The organism is Paenibacillus sp. JMULE4 (assembly GCF_013337105.1).
Classification (GTDB): Bacteria; Bacillota; Bacilli; order Paenibacillales; family NBRC-103111; genus Paenibacillus_G; species Paenibacillus_G naphthalenovorans.
Map to the genome: position 1 here is coordinate 343,855 of NZ_SGWF01000010.1, position 15,920 is coordinate 359,774.

At 50.8% G+C, this 15,920-nt stretch carries 18 protein-coding genes; 8 read left to right on the forward strand and 10 right to left on the reverse strand.

Annotated elements, in window-relative coordinates; genetic code table 11:
* Nucleotides 1–45 precede the first annotated feature (45 nt).
* Nucleotides 46–966, reverse strand: a complete 921-nt coding sequence (locus EXW96_RS03935; RefSeq protein WP_254611243.1) for a Gfo/Idh/MocA family protein — start codon at nucleotides 964–966, stop codon at nucleotides 46–48.
* 288 nt (nucleotides 967–1,254) lie between these two features.
* Here EXW96_RS03935 and xerS point away from each other — a divergent pair, with 288 nt between their 5' ends.
* Entirely contained in the window at nucleotides 1,255–2,340 is a 1,086-nt protein-coding gene (gene xerS / locus EXW96_RS03940) for a tyrosine recombinase XerS (RefSeq protein WP_054819846.1), read from the forward strand.
* 30 nt (nucleotides 2,341–2,370) lie between these two features.
* Here the strand turns inward: xerS and EXW96_RS03945 are convergent, their stop codons facing one another.
* Together EXW96_RS03945 and EXW96_RS03950 are read right to left on the reverse strand one after the other, a co-directional pair.
* Complete coding sequence (locus EXW96_RS03945; protein WP_174349931.1) at nucleotides 2,371–3,642, reverse strand: Stk1 family PASTA domain-containing Ser/Thr kinase; 1,272 nt, start codon at nucleotides 3,640–3,642, stop codon at nucleotides 2,371–2,373.
* Between the two features lie 201 nt (nucleotides 3,643–3,843).
* The gene (locus tag EXW96_RS03950; RefSeq protein ID WP_062408360.1) at nucleotides 3,844–5,373 is read right to left on the reverse strand and encodes a bifunctional ADP-dependent NAD(P)H-hydrate dehydratase/NAD(P)H-hydrate epimerase; all 1,530 of its coding nucleotides are present in this window, start codon (nucleotides 5,371–5,373) and stop codon (nucleotides 3,844–3,846) included.
* 187 nt (nucleotides 5,374–5,560) lie between these two features.
* On the opposite strand from EXW96_RS03950, the gene EXW96_RS03955 reads away from it, so the two are divergent.
* Entirely contained in the window at nucleotides 5,561–5,752 is a 192-nt protein-coding gene (locus tag EXW96_RS03955) for a hypothetical protein (protein ID WP_054819842.1), read from the forward strand.
* A gap of 127 nt (nucleotides 5,753–5,879) precedes the next feature.
* A complete protein-coding gene (locus EXW96_RS03960; RefSeq protein ID WP_074729257.1) occupies nucleotides 5,880–6,821 on the forward strand; it encodes an aldo/keto reductase family protein in 942 nt (313 codons plus the stop codon).
* Nucleotides 6,822–6,901: 80 nt separating this feature from the next.
* Here EXW96_RS03960 and EXW96_RS03965 read toward each other — a convergent pair whose 3' ends face one another.
* Complete coding sequence (locus EXW96_RS03965) at nucleotides 6,902–7,582, reverse strand: SOS response-associated peptidase (protein ID WP_062408362.1); 681 nt, start codon at nucleotides 7,580–7,582, stop codon at nucleotides 6,902–6,904.
* Nucleotides 7,583–7,775: 193 nt separating this feature from the next.
* Between EXW96_RS03965 and EXW96_RS03970 the strand changes: the two genes are divergently transcribed.
* The gene (locus EXW96_RS03970) at nucleotides 7,776–8,645 is read left to right on the forward strand and encodes an aldose epimerase family protein (RefSeq protein ID WP_062408363.1); all 870 of its coding nucleotides are present in this window, start codon (nucleotides 7,776–7,778) and stop codon (nucleotides 8,643–8,645) included.
* Nucleotides 8,646–8,839: 194 nt separating this feature from the next.
* On the opposite strand, the gene EXW96_RS03975 is transcribed toward EXW96_RS03970, so the two are convergent.
* Nucleotides 8,840–9,508 carry an NUDIX hydrolase gene (locus EXW96_RS03975; protein WP_054819839.1) on the reverse strand — a complete coding sequence of 223 codons (669 nt, stop codon included), beginning with the start codon at nucleotides 9,506–9,508 and terminating at the stop codon, nucleotides 8,840–8,842.
* Between the two features lie 118 nt (nucleotides 9,509–9,626).
* Here EXW96_RS03975 and EXW96_RS03980 point away from each other — a divergent pair, with 118 nt between their 5' ends.
* Nucleotides 9,627–9,884, forward strand: a complete 258-nt coding sequence (locus tag EXW96_RS03980; RefSeq protein WP_054819838.1) for a DUF2533 family protein — start codon at nucleotides 9,627–9,629, stop codon at nucleotides 9,882–9,884.
* A 70-nt stretch (nucleotides 9,885–9,954) separates the two neighbouring features.
* Here EXW96_RS03980 and EXW96_RS03985 read toward each other — a convergent pair whose 3' ends face one another.
* Nucleotides 9,955–10,644 (reverse strand): hypothetical protein, encoded by a 690-nt coding sequence (locus tag EXW96_RS03985; RefSeq protein WP_217437241.1) that lies wholly within the window; start codon nucleotides 10,642–10,644, stop codon nucleotides 9,955–9,957.
* On the opposite strand from EXW96_RS03985, the gene EXW96_RS03990 reads away from it, so the two are divergent.
* On the forward strand, nucleotides 10,619–11,188 hold the full coding sequence (locus EXW96_RS03990) for a hypothetical protein (protein ID WP_174349932.1): 570 nt from the start codon (nucleotides 10,619–10,621) through the stop codon (nucleotides 11,186–11,188). The two genes, EXW96_RS03985 and EXW96_RS03990, sit on opposite strands and share 26 nt — an antisense overlap.
* Here EXW96_RS03990 and EXW96_RS03995 read toward each other — a convergent pair.
* From EXW96_RS03995 to EXW96_RS04005, 3 genes are all read right to left on the reverse strand, one after another.
* Nucleotides 11,185–11,958: a (S)-benzoin forming benzil reductase gene (locus EXW96_RS03995; RefSeq protein WP_137671092.1), complete on the reverse strand. Its 774-nt coding sequence runs from the start codon at nucleotides 11,956–11,958 to the stop codon at nucleotides 11,185–11,187. The genes EXW96_RS03990 and EXW96_RS03995 overlap by 4 nt on opposite strands.
* 74 nt (nucleotides 11,959–12,032) lie before the next feature.
* On the reverse strand, nucleotides 12,033–12,557 hold the full coding sequence (locus tag EXW96_RS04000; RefSeq protein WP_174349933.1) for an ADP-heptose synthase: 525 nt from the start codon (nucleotides 12,555–12,557) through the stop codon (nucleotides 12,033–12,035).
* Nucleotides 12,558–12,764: 207 nt separating this feature from the next.
* Nucleotides 12,765–13,139, reverse strand: coding sequence for a helix-turn-helix domain-containing protein (locus EXW96_RS04005; protein WP_174349934.1), 375 nt, complete (start codon nucleotides 13,137–13,139; stop codon nucleotides 12,765–12,767).
* A gap of 359 nt (nucleotides 13,140–13,498) precedes the next feature.
* Here EXW96_RS04005 and EXW96_RS04010 point away from each other — a divergent pair, with 359 nt between their 5' ends.
* Nucleotides 13,499–14,425, forward strand: coding sequence for a DMT family transporter (locus tag EXW96_RS04010; protein ID WP_174349935.1), 927 nt, complete (start codon nucleotides 13,499–13,501; stop codon nucleotides 14,423–14,425).
* Complete coding sequence (locus EXW96_RS04015; RefSeq protein ID WP_054819833.1) at nucleotides 14,425–15,339, forward strand: DMT family transporter; 915 nt, start codon at nucleotides 14,425–14,427, stop codon at nucleotides 15,337–15,339. Before EXW96_RS04010 ends, EXW96_RS04015 begins: the two co-directional genes overlap by 1 nt.
* 55 nt (nucleotides 15,340–15,394) lie before the next feature.
* Here EXW96_RS04015 and EXW96_RS04020 read toward each other — a convergent pair whose 3' ends face one another.
* Complete coding sequence (locus tag EXW96_RS04020; RefSeq protein WP_062408370.1) at nucleotides 15,395–15,877, reverse strand: C40 family peptidase; 483 nt, start codon at nucleotides 15,875–15,877, stop codon at nucleotides 15,395–15,397.
* Nucleotides 15,878–15,920: the final 43 nt, after the last annotated feature.

Consider the following 15,920-nt stretch of genomic DNA (forward strand, 5'->3'; position numbering starts at 1 on the left):
TTCGCCGACTGAATCGCCGCACAGGTCATCTCGAAGCTGCGAATATTATCCTGAATAGGCGTTGCCGGAATACGGGATTGCCGAACCGCCGTTACACAAATCATCGAGAGACGACGCTCGGTCTCCCAGCTTTGCAGGGATTTGATCAATGACACGGCATACGGCGTTCTCGGGAGCCTCCCCTGTCCAAAGCGTGATTTCATCATTGATCATCTCGATCGCCCCGTGATCTCCGACAATGCGAATGTCCCCGTTCCAGCTCGTTTCCTTTCCCCGGGAAACCCAGCTTCCAAAATAGTGCACCTGAATTCCCCTTTCCAGCTGCATGACCACACTGGCGGACGGATTGCCGCTGAACCAGCTCCATGAAGGCCGGAAGCTATGCGCCAGGATCTCTTCCGCTTCCGCCTCGAGCAAAAACCGGATGATATCAAAATGATGAATGGCCATATCCTCCAATAAAATTTCGGAATAGTTATCCCGCCACCCGCCGAATTTCATGGCCTTTCGGAATTCATATTCCACATAACCGACAGATCCGATCACTCCCTCGTTCAGAAGCTGTTTTACGGTTTGAACAGGGGCTCTCCACCGGTAATTTTGGCTTACCGCAATCTGTTTGTTGTACCTTCGGCTGATTTCAAGCAGTTCTATCGCTTCCTCGTACGTATGGGTCATCGGTTTTTCCATCAATACATGAAGCCCCGCCTCCAACGCTTGAGCGGCTAGAGCTTTGTGTGTCTGCGGCGGGGTAACGATTAATGCGATATCCGCTTTGATCTCCCGGAAGCCGTCTTCCGGCTGATGGAACAATCGCTCTTGCGGCAAACCGGTGATTTGAGCCGCTTGGGCCAGATTGTCCGGCATGATGTCAACCACCGCAGCTAACTCCGCCGCCCGGCAGTCCTTCACAATTTGGAGCCACGATTGTCCGAATCCTCCGGCTCCGATTTGAATCATCCGCATGATGCCCACGCAGGAGACCTCCTTTTTTTTATTCGAGATAAGCGCTTACATGAAAACTATATCGAATCATCGGGAATCCATGAATCCAAAATATTAAGGCAGCATATATAAATATTTAATATCTTAGCACTTAGCAGCGAAGGAACGGCTCATCGGCACTAAGTCGGATTGCTTTGAACCCCTCTCCCCTTGATGTTATGATAATAGGACAAGTAAGAACATGAATTTTGTTTACATAATAATCATTATGTAAACCATAATAACCCGCTGCCAGAGGTGAGACGCTTCATGAATATCATTAAAATCAAAGACCGCAACGAGCTGGACAAAAAGGTACCCTTGATGCCGTGGTATGTGGAAAAATTTATTAACTATAAATTACCTGACCTTTCACCATCCTCGCTGCTGGAATATGTACGGGACTATGAGACGTTTTTTTCCTGGCTGATGGCGGAGGGACTTACTTCTGCTTCATCTATTCGGGAGATTCCGATTGAAGATTTGGAAAGGCTCCATATGGACAGTATCGATAATTTCAAAATGTTTCTGTCCTCCCGTAAAGAGAATGCCAACGGAAAAACAACCATTTCCCGCAAGCTTTCTTCTCTCCGTTCGCTTTTTCATTATTTGAGTCAAATTGCGGAGGATGAGAATTTCTATCCTTTATTGAAACGGAATGTCATGGCGAAGGTGGAAATCAAGCGGACGCACAAGCCGAAGGATTCCGCGGCTAAACTCGAAGGCAAGCTGCTTCAGGAGGCGGAAATCGCGGAATTTATCAGGTATGTCCAGCAAGGATACGGACAGGATGTCGCCAAAAACAAGCAGGCTCTCTATTTTTACGAATTGAACAAAATCCGCGATGCGTGCATCATCAGTTTAATTCTGAATTCCGGACTGCGGGTATCCGAAGTGGTCAATCTGAATGTGGACGACATCGACCTGAAAAAAAAGCTGACCTATGTTTACCGCAAAGGGAAAAATGACGATACGTTCAAAACGCCGGTTTATTTCCGTCAGGAAGCGATCGACGATCTCACAAAGTATATGGAACTGCGCCAGACGCAGTACAAAGCGCCGAAACGCGAAAAAGCCCTCTTCCTTGCCGTGGCGAACGGCAAAAAAGAAGGCGAACGAATGACGAAGCGCGCCATTCAGGAAATGGTGATTAAATATGCCAAACGTTTCGGGAAACCGTATTTGTCCGTGCACAAGCTGCGCCATTCCTTTGCGACGGATTACTATTTGCGCAATGATTTATACAAGACACAGGAGCAGCTCGGCCATGCATCCCCCGAAACGACTCAAATTTATGCGCATTTGACAGACAAAACGATGGCCGAAGCCATCGATAAAAGGCCCGACGGCGCTTAATCTCCGGCACTGTATGAGTGGATTAAACCGTTAATTGCCTCTGCTGACCCAAAAGGTGATGCGCTCCCCTTTATTCACTTTGCGACCGGGCTCCAAGTCCTGCTTAAACACCGTTTCGGCAGGACTCTCATTCGGCTCTATGAAGAATTGGTATCGAAGACCTGAAGCCAGAGCCTGCTTCTCCGCTTGTTGTTTAGTAAGACCGATAAGGTTAGGCACAAATACAGGACCGTCGGAGGAAGGCGGCTCTTGCGCTGCCTCGGGAGGTTCCGCCGACGTTTCCTGCTCATCCTCTGTCTGCGTTGACTTTTCCCGCTCATGCTCTGGCTCAGGTTCAGATTCGGTAGGAGCCGGAGACGTATTTAATGCAGCATCCCTTTGATTCGATTGACCCGCAATCGTAGGATCCTGTTTATCCGGTCCGCCCAGGCCGAATAGAAAAATGAGGAACAGTATGGAGAATCCTGCCACTGCGGCTCCAATCATCAGCTTGGCGCTTGCGCGCCACAAAAAACCTCTTTGGCGCGGCTCTTGTTCTTCGTCTTCCTCCATGTCGTCGGGTTCTTCATATTCATTCGGGAACGACTCTTCCATCGGCTGCGTTTGTTTAGTCCAAGGCTCCTGCGCTGCATTCTGCAAGCTAAGAATAAAGGAAGACAGCGTATTTTGACCGTTCCATGCTCTTCTCCAGGTCATCATGAACATTTCACGGTAGCTCTCCGGCATGTCTTTGAGCGCGGAGCGCAGCGAATGCTCGGCAGCTTGCAGCGAATCCGGCAGCGTTTCGGAACGGGTCATCAGCTGATAGAGCAGACCGGCCAAGCCCTGAACCCCCCGCTCCGCAGGCTCCCCTTTTTCCCAATAGTTGATCATTTGCAGTTGTCCGTCGTCGCCGATCCATATATTGCTCGAAAGGACGGAGAAACCGGAAATCCCGTGCTCCATCGCATCCTGTAATCCTTTACCAAGCTCAAATACCATAGCGATGATCTCGCGGGTGGAAAAGGAATGATGCTTCAAACCTTGGATCAGCGGTTTGCCGGCAAACGTTTTTAGCGCTGCAAAAATACGCTGGTTCTCAATGCCTACGTCGAGAATATGAAGAAACCGGCTGTCGTTGAACATGGCCACTTGTTGGAGCAGCTGAAGATATGCCTGTTTATGCTTTTCCCCCCGGCTTTCCACGACAAAAATGATGATTTCTCTATTTAAGGACAAGTCATTTCCACTGTATAAGATACCGCTCCGCATCGGAACGATCGGCTTCAGAAGCTCGTAACGTCGGTTGATGCGTTTCTCCATGAAAACCTCCTGCAAAAAAATAATATTTCAGTTAAAAACACGAATGGTTCTTCATCGAACGGGTTTCGATCAATCAAAAACTGTTCTTATAATCATTCGGATAAAATGCCGATTTTCAGAGGTATGCTCATGATTATCACTTATTAATTAATGTCATAAATGATTTATATGGTTTATTTTTAGATTAATTAATGATTGAAACTATAAATTTTCGACAATGTCGCCGGCAATTAACGACGCCGAATGACAGCGTCTTTGCACCGCACGATCTCCCGCAGCTCCATGCAAGTAAACACCCAGAGCCGAGGCCTGAGCAGCTGTATATCCTTGCGCCAGCAAGCCGCTGATCAGCCCTGCAAGCACGTCGCCTGAGCCGCCTGTGGCCATACCCGCATTGCCGGTAGGGTTTACGTAGACTGTGCCGTCCGGCGTCGCTACGACGGTCCGGGCTCCTTTAAGCACGAGAGTAACATGGTACTGAACCGCATAGTTTCTCGCGCAAGAAATACGGTCCTGCTGGACTTCCGGGACGGATCGTCCGCATAGCCTTGCCATTTCTCCGGGATGCGGCGTAAGCACAACCGGGGATTTCCTCCGGCTCCACGAATCAAAATCGGCCGCCGCCGCGATCATATTCAATCCATCCGCATCAATCACGAGCGGGCATGCCGTTTCCTCCCAAATCCTGCGCACAAACCGGTCATCCTGCGCAAACCGTCCTGTGCCCGGACCGAACAGCATCGCGTTCTTTTTTTGTGCCATCGCAATAAGCTCCTTGGGATCGGCGGCCCTCCAATCCCCATGCTGTTCATCCGCAACCCCCTGAAGCATGACTTCAGGGAGATGGCCGAGCAACGGCTCCACCATACTCATCGGAAGCGCCCACGAAACAAGTCCCGCGCCGCTGCGCAGCGCCGCTTTGGCGGACAGCAGTCCTGCACCGGCCATTGCCCGGCTGCCTGCGGCTACCAGCACATGACCGAAAGTTCCTTTATGTGTATCTGACTGCCGGTGCCGATACTCGTTTAAAGCGAGCTTTGCCGATAGAAGCGGCTCCTGTATAAGATAGGTATTAACGTTCATCCGATCTGCTATTCCCTGCGGAATTCCGATGGATCGTACAATCACGGTGCCCGCCTGGCGGACGCCGGGATACTGCTCTAACCCGCGTTTGGTAAACGCCAGAGCGACCGTACGATCGGCACGTATGCATGGCGTGTGGATTTGCCCCGTATCTGCGTCAAGACCGCTTGGAATATCGATCGAGATCACCGGGCGTCCGGATCGGTTGACTTCCTCTATCAGCTTGGCGTAAACGCCGCGGGGCGCTCCCCTGCTTCCTGTTCCGAGAAGGGCGTCGACCACCGCGTCATATAATTCCCAGTTTATTCGTTCTTGCTCGCTATATATATAATGGGGCAGCCCCCATTTGTGTGCAATTTGACTTTGAAGCGCCGCTTCTCCTTGAAACCGGTCCGGAGATTCGGCATAGATGAGGTGCACCTGATAACCTGCTTCGCTCAAATGGCGGCCTGCGACGATCCCGTCCCCGCCGTTGTTGCCCTTACCTGTAAGGATGGCGATGCGTCCGGGACGTCCTTCCAAAAAGGAAATGACCTCTTCCGACACCGCCCGGCCCGCGTTTTCCATAAGAACCATGGCAGGCATTCCGATGTGATCGATGGCATAACGGTCAATCCGTCTCATTTCTTCCGAGGTAACGATATGCATGGGGTGAATCGCTCCTTATCGCAGCTTATCTCTGCAATTATAACACACCGTGGAAACCGCCGCATTCGGCCCTTAATTAGTTTACATAATAAATAATATGTAAACTAATTTATTCCTTCTTCCATCCGTTCACTCCATCTGCTACCATGGAGCTTGTAAAACATGATGAACCAAGGTGGGACATGCGATGAGAACAGAAGATCAAATCAGGAGAAAGCTGAATGAGTTTGTTATGCAAAGGAAGTCCCTTCAAAGCCGTCTCCAGGCTGCAGCGGATGACGCCAAGCCGGCGCTCCAATCCGAGCTGAATCATCTTGAGGATCAAATCATGCTGCTCGAATGGGTATTGAACAAGCCGGTCGGAAGCTATCATATGTGAATCACCGGATTTACCGTCCTACTTACCCGAAAGTAACTAATACACACCTATTTCACTACTTATCATCTTCATTTCATTCGTATATAATGGCATTGTTATAAAAATATGCGGTCAGGAGGTACGAAGAATGAAGTATCGGAAATTGGGTAGAAGCGGATTGAAAGTGAGCGAAATCAGTTTGGGCAGCTGGATGACGTACGGAGGATACGTGGAAAATGAAAAAGCGGTCCGTTCCATCGAGCAAGCCTACGATTTGGGCATAAACTTCTTCGATACGGCCAATGTATATGAACGCGGCGAAGCAGAGAAAGTAGTGGGACGAGTCCTCAAAGCGTACCCCCGGGAATCGTATGTGCTGGCCACCAAAGTGTTCTGGCCCATGGGTGAAGGACCGAATGACCGCGGCTTGTCGCGCAAACATGTGATAGAACAGTGCCATGCCAGCTTGAAGCGCCTCGGTGTCGATTATGTTGACCTTTACTACTGCCACCGGTACGACCCGGAAACGCCGCTGGAAGAAACGCTGCGAGCGCTGGACGATCTGGTGACCCAAGGAAAAGTGCTCTATGTGGGCGTCAGTGAATGGACTGCGGCGCAAATGGTCGAAGCGCTCGGTATAGCAGATAAATATTTACTTGACCGAATCATCGTCAATCAACCGGTATACAACATGTTTAACCGTTATATCGAAAAAGAAATCATCCCTACAGGCCTGGAAAAAGGGATCAGTCAAGTGGTCTTCTCCCCTCTTGCACAAGGACTGCTCACAGGTAAATATCGTCGGGGCCAAGCGATCCCCGCAGACAGCCGTGCAGCAAGCAAAGGCTGGGAGGAAGGCCGCATTCAAGAAAATCAGCTGCTGAAAGTGGAGCAGCTGGAGTCTGTTGCCGCCGAGCTTGGCATCAAGGTTTCACAGCTGGCTTTGGCCTGGATCCTCAGGCAGGACAATGTGGCGAGCGCTCTGGTCGGAGCGAGCCGTCCGGAGCAAGTCGTGGAGAATTGCGGCGCTTCCGATGTCGTGCTTACGCAGGATGTGCTTGATCGGATAGAAACCATTTTGCAGGATTAGGAATGTCCGTCAGGAAACCAGCCTTACTGAACCGGTTAGCATATTCCGGCCGATAAGGCTGGTTTTTACAAGTCCGCATGTTATTTCTTGATCATCATGGCGTATTTGGCCGGAGGCTCTTCAAGCAACTCCTCCGCCCCTTCATCGCCCGGAAGGCTTCGAGTCGGTTCAAGGTAAGCCTGCATGTCATCGGGTGCATAAGGCTTGAGCAGACTTTGCAGATAGTCCGGCTCTCCGTTCATAGCGGGATCAAGCCATGCATCGATATCACGCTCATTTAAAATGGCGGGCATCCGTTCGTCGTATTCATAAACGAGCCGGTTCGATACCGAAGTGATGACCGTGCACGTACGATACTCGCCTCCCCGGGCGTCTTTCCAAACTTCATACAATCCGGCCATGCCGAACGCACGTTTGTCGTTCATTTCAATCCGGACCGGCTGCCTGGCTTTCCCTTTCCGCTTCCATACATAAAAACCGTTGCCTGGAATGACACAGCGCTGGTTGGAAAACATTTTGCGGTAGGCCGGCTTCTCGTGAATCACGGCACTGTCGGCGTTAACGGCATCCTTGGCCCAGAACGGGACGAGTCCCCAGCGGTGCTCCTCCAGCTTCCGCCCCTCCCGCTCGGCGATAATGACGGAAACAGGTTGAGTCGGTACGTTGCGGAAGCGCGGTTGATAGGGAAACATCACTTGACCGATTTGAAAACGATGCGACAGCTCCGAAAGGTCTGTAGTTAATAGGAAACGATGGCACATGAAGAACACCTCTTATGGGTTTTAGTTCCAGTATCTTCATGTATAAGAAAATTATGCGGCGCGGCCGCAACGGGTTGGCGAGTTCAACGCTTCAATCCGAGTTGAGCCCCGTTCATGACAGAATAAATGGATGAATTTGGGCAAATTAAATAAAGGGTAAAATACACTGCGTCATTTGAGAGGAGGAACAGCGATGTCTGTTTACGAAATCCGTACCTATACGGATACTTACCCCATCTATGAATTAATCGAAACGAACACCCGTTCGTGGTTCAAGATCGCCCCTGAGCGGGGCGGGATCGTAATCAGCTACGGAACCAACGGCGAAGAGCTTCTGTATTTGGACAAAGCGACCTTCGACGACCCGAACGCCAATATTCGCGGCGGGATTCCGGTGCTGTTTCCCATTTCCGGACAGCTTACGGACGGTGCTTATGAATGGAATGGAAAGCGGTATACGATGAAAAATCACGGGGTGGCGCGCACCCATCCCTGGCAGATCGAGCAGACGAGCACGCAAGACGGCGCCGCTATCACTTTGACGTTAAAAAGCAGCGAAAGCACGCGGGATTCGTATCCCTTTGATTTTGAGCTGAGGTTCACGTACCGGTTAAAAAACGGAAAATTAACAATTGAGCAGGAATACCGTAACGAATCGGACGAAGCTATGCCGATGTATCCCGGCTTTCATCCGTACTTTGCGGCCACCCGCAAAGCCATTGCTTACGAAACCGACGCGAGCCGTTACTATGATTATAATGACGGAACGGAGAAGCCCTATGAGGGAAAAGCGATCGATTTGGACCGACTGCCGGAATCTGTCGTATTCTTGAATCCCCAAAAGCGGGAAATTACGTTCAGCCCGACGGAGGATCGCCGCATCCGCATGACCTATGGAGACGACTTTAAGTATGTGGTCTTGTGGTCCGTGGCCGGCAAAGATTTCGTCTGCGTTGAGCCCTGGATGGCCAAGACGGATGAGCTGAATCGGAAGCAGGAGCTGGTTCTCGTTCCTCCGAGGGGAACCCACAAAACCTTCCTGACCATTGAACGCAATCAGTGATTAACCAGGGGCAGGTTGGGGTGGTCATCCGCATGACGCATGCCGGCTTAGGCAGGCTCCCGCCTGCCCTCTGCCGCCCGTTTAGTCAAGGATTAGATAGGATTCGAGGCTAACTAACGCGGTTTTGTCGAAAATATCAGATAATTTGAAATTATTTATCGACTCGTGCGCTTGCCCGGGAAATGAATCCTTGTTTATTTCCCTGCCTCCGGGGAAATTTCCTGCCGGTGCTTCTCAATGGCCTGCAGCAGCAATTTGTAATAAGCTTCCGGGTGCGGTACGAAATCTTTCCGGCTAACCGTTCGTTCCACGGATTGCATCCGGCCCCTCTTCCGCGGGTCAGGCGACACGCCTTGAACGGTTGCCTCAAAGTCCGGTTCCGATGCCAGCTGGCGTACGTCGGCAAGACGAATACGATACAAGCCCGTGACTTCCTCCTCCTGCAGTCGGTAGTCCGTCAAAGGCCGGCTGCACGGGTAAAGAAATACATGACAAAACTCACGGTCTATGAGCTTTTCGGAAATGCGGTCTTCCTCCGGGAAAATACCGCACGAAAACAGCTTTTCAAACGGTACGCTTAAACCGAGCTCCTCTTCGAGCTCACGGACACCATCCTCCACCCTTTCTCCGGCGAGCAAATGTCCCGCGCATGAAATATCGAGCAAGCCCGGAAACGTCTCTTTATCCGGATGCCGTTCTTGAAACAACAACGCCCCCTCCCCTTCCGCATCGTCCCATATCCAGCACTGGAAGGTTTGATGCCATAAGCCTTTGGCGTGTGCTTCCGCACGTGTTGCCGTTCCAATAAGATTCATCGTTTCATCAAAAATATCCAAACGTTCACCGGACTTGTTTGCGTTCATATCGGTTCGTTCCCTTTCCGTCTGATGCGGCGCCTGGACAGAGGATTGCCATGACGCTTTATCCTATAGTAAGATGAAAACGATTATAACGTAATGATAGAAGGAGCTGCAATGATCAATGAACGTCCATGAAGCCATTACCAACCATACCCGGAAGCAGCATGCCCACCTTGAGCGGTTTATCGAGCTGGAGAATGAACGGGAACGCGCCATTGAACAAGCGGTTGCGCAGTGTGCCGCAGGTCTGCCTTTCAGCGTAGAGCCGATCAACGCGGTAACGGCCCTTATTAACAGCCATGCTCAAAAAGGGATCTCCCCTACCCGGATCTTCGTGACCGAAGAAATGGTACGTGAATTCGTGAAGCGCAAAGGCTAAAATATACCGGAAACATAACGCCGGGGGCGAGTACGTAATTGGGTATCCGCGTTTAGCGATATGTTGATGATCAGGGCCATCCGCCCCGTTCATACATTTCATTCATATCCATCGCGAATTGAAGCAAATGTTCAAGAAGAGCCCCCATGTCGTCCATGTGACTCTCGTCAATTTTGCTTGCTGAGGTGAGCTTGATCCGATAGCTGCCATGAAGGACCTTGCTGTCGGATTCAAGAGATGGCGGAAACAGCTCTTCCAGCCGCTCATATCGAATGAGCCATCCCTGCCCCCACAAGCTCGATACATATTCATGGATGTCCCGCAAGTGCTCCGAGAGCTCGGCCGGCATATCCAGTTGAAGCTCCAGCCCGGCTCCCGGGCGCTCCCCCGCTGCATGAAGTCCGCGCAGCTCCCCGGCAAAATCCGTTAATCCGCTATGTAGTGCAATGGTTGTCATAAAGCCGTCTCTGCCGCACTGCAGTACAAATTTCATCCGAAATGTTCGCCCCATCTTCGCCAAATCGACCAAATCTTCTCTTCCGACGACCCTGATCTTTCCTTCGGCGTCCAGATCGTATAAATGGCCTTCCAATACAACCTTTAAATTATCGTATATGGTTGGATCAAACAAAACCGTAAGCACCTCTCTTTTTTTCCGGCTTTTATGGAATAAATAGCTGCATTCTGTTGAAACTAGAATCGTTCCTATCCTGTCCTCAAAGGAGAGATTTTGCTTGAAACGCATAGCATCCCTGTTCATTACCGCATGCATCCTGCTCATTTGGCCTGCCTTTCCGTCTGCCGCGCAACCGGATTTGAGCAAGCTGCGGTTGCCCCACAAAAAGGTCGGTTCATACCAGGAGCTGATCCGTTCCGCAGACGTGATCGTATTCGGCCGCTTCGGCACCCGTACGGCTTCCTATCCTACCGGTGTCCCGATAGGATCGGGCCAGCTGGTCAATTATGTCCAGCCGCTGCGCGTGCTGCAAACCCTCAAAGGCCCGGCACAGCCATCGGTCTCCGTGCTGACAGACGGCGTTGAGCCGCTGCCGAAGCCATCGGATCCATTGAATCTTACTTACACCGGACCGTTGGCTGAAGGGGAATACCTATGTTTTCTGCAAAAGGTGCCCGGTACGAACCTATATTCGCTTATCGGCCCATGGCAGGGCCTGTACCCGGTACGGGACGGTAAACTGATTTCCTTACATGAAGGCGGATTTCAACACTTCATGGGATTAACGGTCCCGAATGTGAAGAAGGTGGTGGATGATGTCGCAGCACAGCGCACCGGCGTGAATTAACGCGCCGGACCGGAATAGTTGCGGACATCAATCACGTCCCCCTGGCCAAAGCCTCCTTTATCCAGTATGGATATAATCCGCTCGGCAGCTTCATCCGGCAAATATAATTTCCCGGATGCTTTCAACCCGATGAAACGGCCCACTTCCGGAAAACGTTGGGGGGCAGTCTTGCGAATTTGTTCCTGCATTCTGGTCTCGACAACGCCCGGCGCTATGGAAACCAGCTTTACCGCACCTGGGCCGTCCCCTTGCTCTTGTCCCGCGCACCGCGTCATCATATCGATCCCCGCTTTGGCCGTACAATAGGCACTCCAGCCGGAATACGGTTTTTTCCCCGCGCCGGAAGAGATGTTTACCACGGTTTTGGAAACGGTAACCGGCCAGGAGCCTGTCGCCCGGATAAACGCCGAAGTCAGCAGCATCGGAGCCAGCAGATTGATATGCAGATGGTCCGTCAGCTCCTCTGATCCGGCTTGTTCCAGCGGCATGATCGGATTCAGTACCCCTGCATTGTTTACCAAGGTGACGCTGGAAAGCTGCGATACATCGATCATGCCCATGATCCGTTCCATGAACGGCACAAGGTTTGGCGTCTCCCTTAAATCACAAAGATACTCCGTCAGAATAGCCCCCTTTTCTTTGGCATATTCGGTCAATGACTCATTAAGCGTCCGGGAGACCGATATCACCGAACGACCGGAGGCTAACAAACGTTTAGCCAGCGCTTCCCCAAGTCCGGAAGTGGTGCCGGTAATGATATACAATTGCATGGCGGCTTGATCTTTCCTTTCCTTAAGTATAGAAACACAAAAAATCCCCTTTTCGGGGATGCTGGCAATAACCGTTACGGCTTCATCCAATCGTCCGCCGTAATCCCGTCTTCCACTGCGAATTCGAAGTCGTACACATCGTAAACCTGTACCGGAATTTCGGCTTCAATGATTTTTTCCATCAGCTCAATTTGATCCGTCAGCACGGGTGCCTTTTCACGCAAAGAAGTAAGAACAATCTCCGTTTCGATCGGATCCAGGGCCTCGCCGTACTGCGCATTCTCAATCGAGTGAACGACGATAAAGGTCACCCGCTCGTTCACCGGAATCGGCGGACTGCTGCGCCAAGGCGCCTGAAGCGCGCGTTCGAGCTTTTTCTTATTAAACGGATCGTCAAAAAAGGCAATCAGCTCTCCGATTTTCTCTTTCACATGCGCATCGTCATCCGCCTCCGGCATCACCGGCTCCTTGCTGTCTTTCATTTCATATAGCTCCAATATACTTGAGTATGGGATTAAATATTCCACCGGCCGAGACGGTACCATTAACTCGCCGTAAATGGCTACCAGGACCGCTTCGATGACAAAGCGTCGGGACATGCTGCATTCCCCCTTTCTGTATGCATCCGTACGTTCTTGTCCCCTCCTTAATGTGATATCATAAATAGTTGGAAAAGTCCAATGAGGATGAACCCCATAAAGCCCCGTGCTTCATAATGGAAGCCGCGGGGCTTAGCGATTTGTCATGGATGAACCTGTTGTTTTCGGCGTTGTCGTGCTGCACCAGCGGGAGTTCGGAAGCAGCTCCTATTCATGATTACGGATGTTATTCTGAGGCGACGTACCTACAATCGATTTAAAAACACGGATAAAATGCGATTGATCGTAATAGCCTAATTCCGAGGATAGTTCAAGCCAATCCGGAGGGTCGCCTTGTTCCATCCGCTCCGCAGCATCATGCAGCCGATAGCGCCGGATGACCCACTTGGGGCTTACCCCCACATACCGATCAAATAATCGTTGGAGCGTTCGTTTATGCAGACCGGTTTGCCGCACCGCATCTTCCACTTTGATCAGGGTTCGGTCCTCCCGAATCGCGCTCACAATGTCATTGACCAGCCCAACGTTCGGATCCGGCTCAGGCAGCCGCTCGAATATAAACGATTCCACGAGATTTATCATTCGCTGCGCATCATCACGCTCAAGGATTTCCTCTTCCAACGGTTTGCTGTTTAGGCCAAATACATTCTGAAAGCCGACGGAGCTATGAAGACACCAAATCACATTGCCCATGATATTGAGCAATATTAAGACATACGCTGAAACGGGCAAGACAATTGACTTTGGATTTTAATATTTAATGTTATTCATCTTCTAATGCCGCCTGATTATGGTGGCATTTTTCGTTTTTGCTTAAATTTAGGATCGATCTTTTCATATTTATAGAAGGAAGTGCTAGTGAGAATGAGCTGAATGGTGATATAATAGAAAAACGTTTTTCTGAAAAAGGATCGTCGTCTGAGAAAGGAGCTGAACTTCGAATGGTGAAAACCTTGTGGAAATCGCCATACATACTGCTTATCATCGCGACTTGCTTTTGGGGCGGTAATTTTGTTGTAGGCAAAACGCTCGTAACCGAGGTTCCGCCTTTTTTGCTGGCGCTAATGCGGTGGATCTTGGCCCTGCTCGTGATCCTCCCGTTCTGGGGGGCGGAATGCTGGAGATACCGCAAGCAGATTATGCAAAAATGGCGGATGACGCTGTTCCTTTCGCTCACAGGTATTGCCGGGTTCAATACATTAACCTATATTGCCGTACAATACACAGGCTCCATTAATGCATCGCTGATGAATGCGGCGACGCCTATGATGATCGTCGTCATTTCGTTGTTCATGCTGAAGGAACGAATTAACTGGAGCGTGCTTCCCGCGATTCTGCTCTCCCTGTTCGGCGTAATCTGGATCATTTCGCGCGGCAGTTGGTCGGCGATCGCAGGCCTCTCTTTTAACCAAGGCGATTTGTGGATGCTGGCTGCCATAGGTTGTTGGGCGCTCTACTCCGTAGGCATGAAAAAGTTTGCAGGCGAGCTGCCTGTGCATGCTTTGTTCGTGGCCACGCTGGTGATGTCATTGATCGTCCTTGTTCCTAGCTCGGTTGCAGAATGGATGATCCGCGGTTCCGAGATCGAGTGGACGGCCGGGCTTGTCTCCGGCGTGGTATTTATCGGTATTTTTCCTTCCCTGTTATCCTTTACGGCATGGAATGCGGCGATCGCCATGATTGGTCCGTCGCGCTGCTCCGGCTTTTTGAACCTGATTCCGCTGTTCAGTGCGATCTTTGCTACGTTTTTCGCCGGAGAATCAATTCGTGCGTACCATCTGATCGGAGCCGTATTGATTATTACCGGTGTGTACTTTATGAACCGTCGGTTAAAACCGTCGTCTAAACGAATGGAGATTACAGCCTGATGAATGCCAAACCGAATGTACCTATGGCTTTACCGCTGCTGCTGCTCATCGGTATCGTGGCTATTTCTTTTTCGTCTATATTCGTGCGGTGGTCGAACGCGCCGGTATCCGTCACCGCTATGTACCGGCTCGTCCTAACTACTCTGCTCATGCTTCCTTTCTTATGGAAATATCGTGAAGAGATTCGCCGAATCTCGATTCGGGATTGGTTGGGGCTGGCTTTATCGGGGCTTGCGCTTGGGCTGCACTTTTTATTGTGGATGGGCTCGCTTAAGCTGACAACGGTAGCAAGCTCCACGGCCATTCTCGCCCTGGAGCCGGTTTTCGTCCTGATCGGAGCCTGCCTCTTTTTGAAGCAGCGGACCAACACGTTTGCAGTGATCAGCATGCTGATCGCAATCACCGGAGCCATCCTGATCGGCTACGGTGATTGGGGACTCACCGGGCCGGCACTGCTTGGAGATCTGCTTTCACTTCTCGGCACCATCGCCGTCGCCATACATATGCTTATGGGCAAAAGCCTGTTGAACCGGGTTCCCGCTTTTCTCTACAGCTTCTTCGTGTTTGCCTTTGCTGCGGCGGTTCTTGCCGTCTACAATCTGGGACTTGGATTTAGCTTTACGGACTACGATGCGAAGGAATGGGGAATTTTCCTGCTGATGGCTGTCGTCCCCACCTTGTTCGGCCATTATCTGTTTAATTGGCTGCTCAAGTTTATGCGTCCGGAATCCGTATCGATGAGCGTACTCGGCGAGCCGCTCGGAGCTACCGTTCTTGCTTATCTGCTGCTGGGCGAAACTGTTACCTGGCTGCAGGCGGCCGCGGGAGTCCTGCTGCTGTTGGGCGTTTGGCTGTTTCTTCTTTCGAATGAAAAGCAGAACTCCCCTGAATTGCTTCATTCTCAAGTCAATTAAACAAAATGAAAACCTCCTTTGTCCGCAGACAAAAGGAGGTTTCAGTCGTTTCCGATTAAGAAACGCGACGCGCGGTCGTGTAATTTTTCTTCCACCAACCACTATTCAGATCGGAGATCGTCACTCCGGGCTTGCCATATGTGTGTATAAATTTACCATTGCCAATGTAAATTCCGACGTGGTGGATCGGTTTATAGAAGAAGACGAGATCGCCTGGCTTCAACTGGCTTTTCGGCACATACTTGCCGACCTTGGATTGGGCTTTGGAAGTACGCGGGAGCGTAATTCCATGCTTTGCAAACACGGTCTTCACAAAGGAAGAGCAGTCAAAAGTTCGGGTTTGGCCCATCTTTGCACCAAACTCGTAAGGCGTACCCAGATATTTTTGGCTTGTGGAAATAATGCTCTGTGCTTTCGATGCGGATACAGCTTCAACGGTATTTACAGGTCCAGCCAATATACCGGTCGTAAGCAGCGCAGCGCTTAAGCTGACTGACATCATAAGACGTCCCCAGCGTTTTCCCATCAGGTTGTTCATCTGTAACGTCCTCCTTGAGTAAGTTGTGGCTGCTTGGCCATAA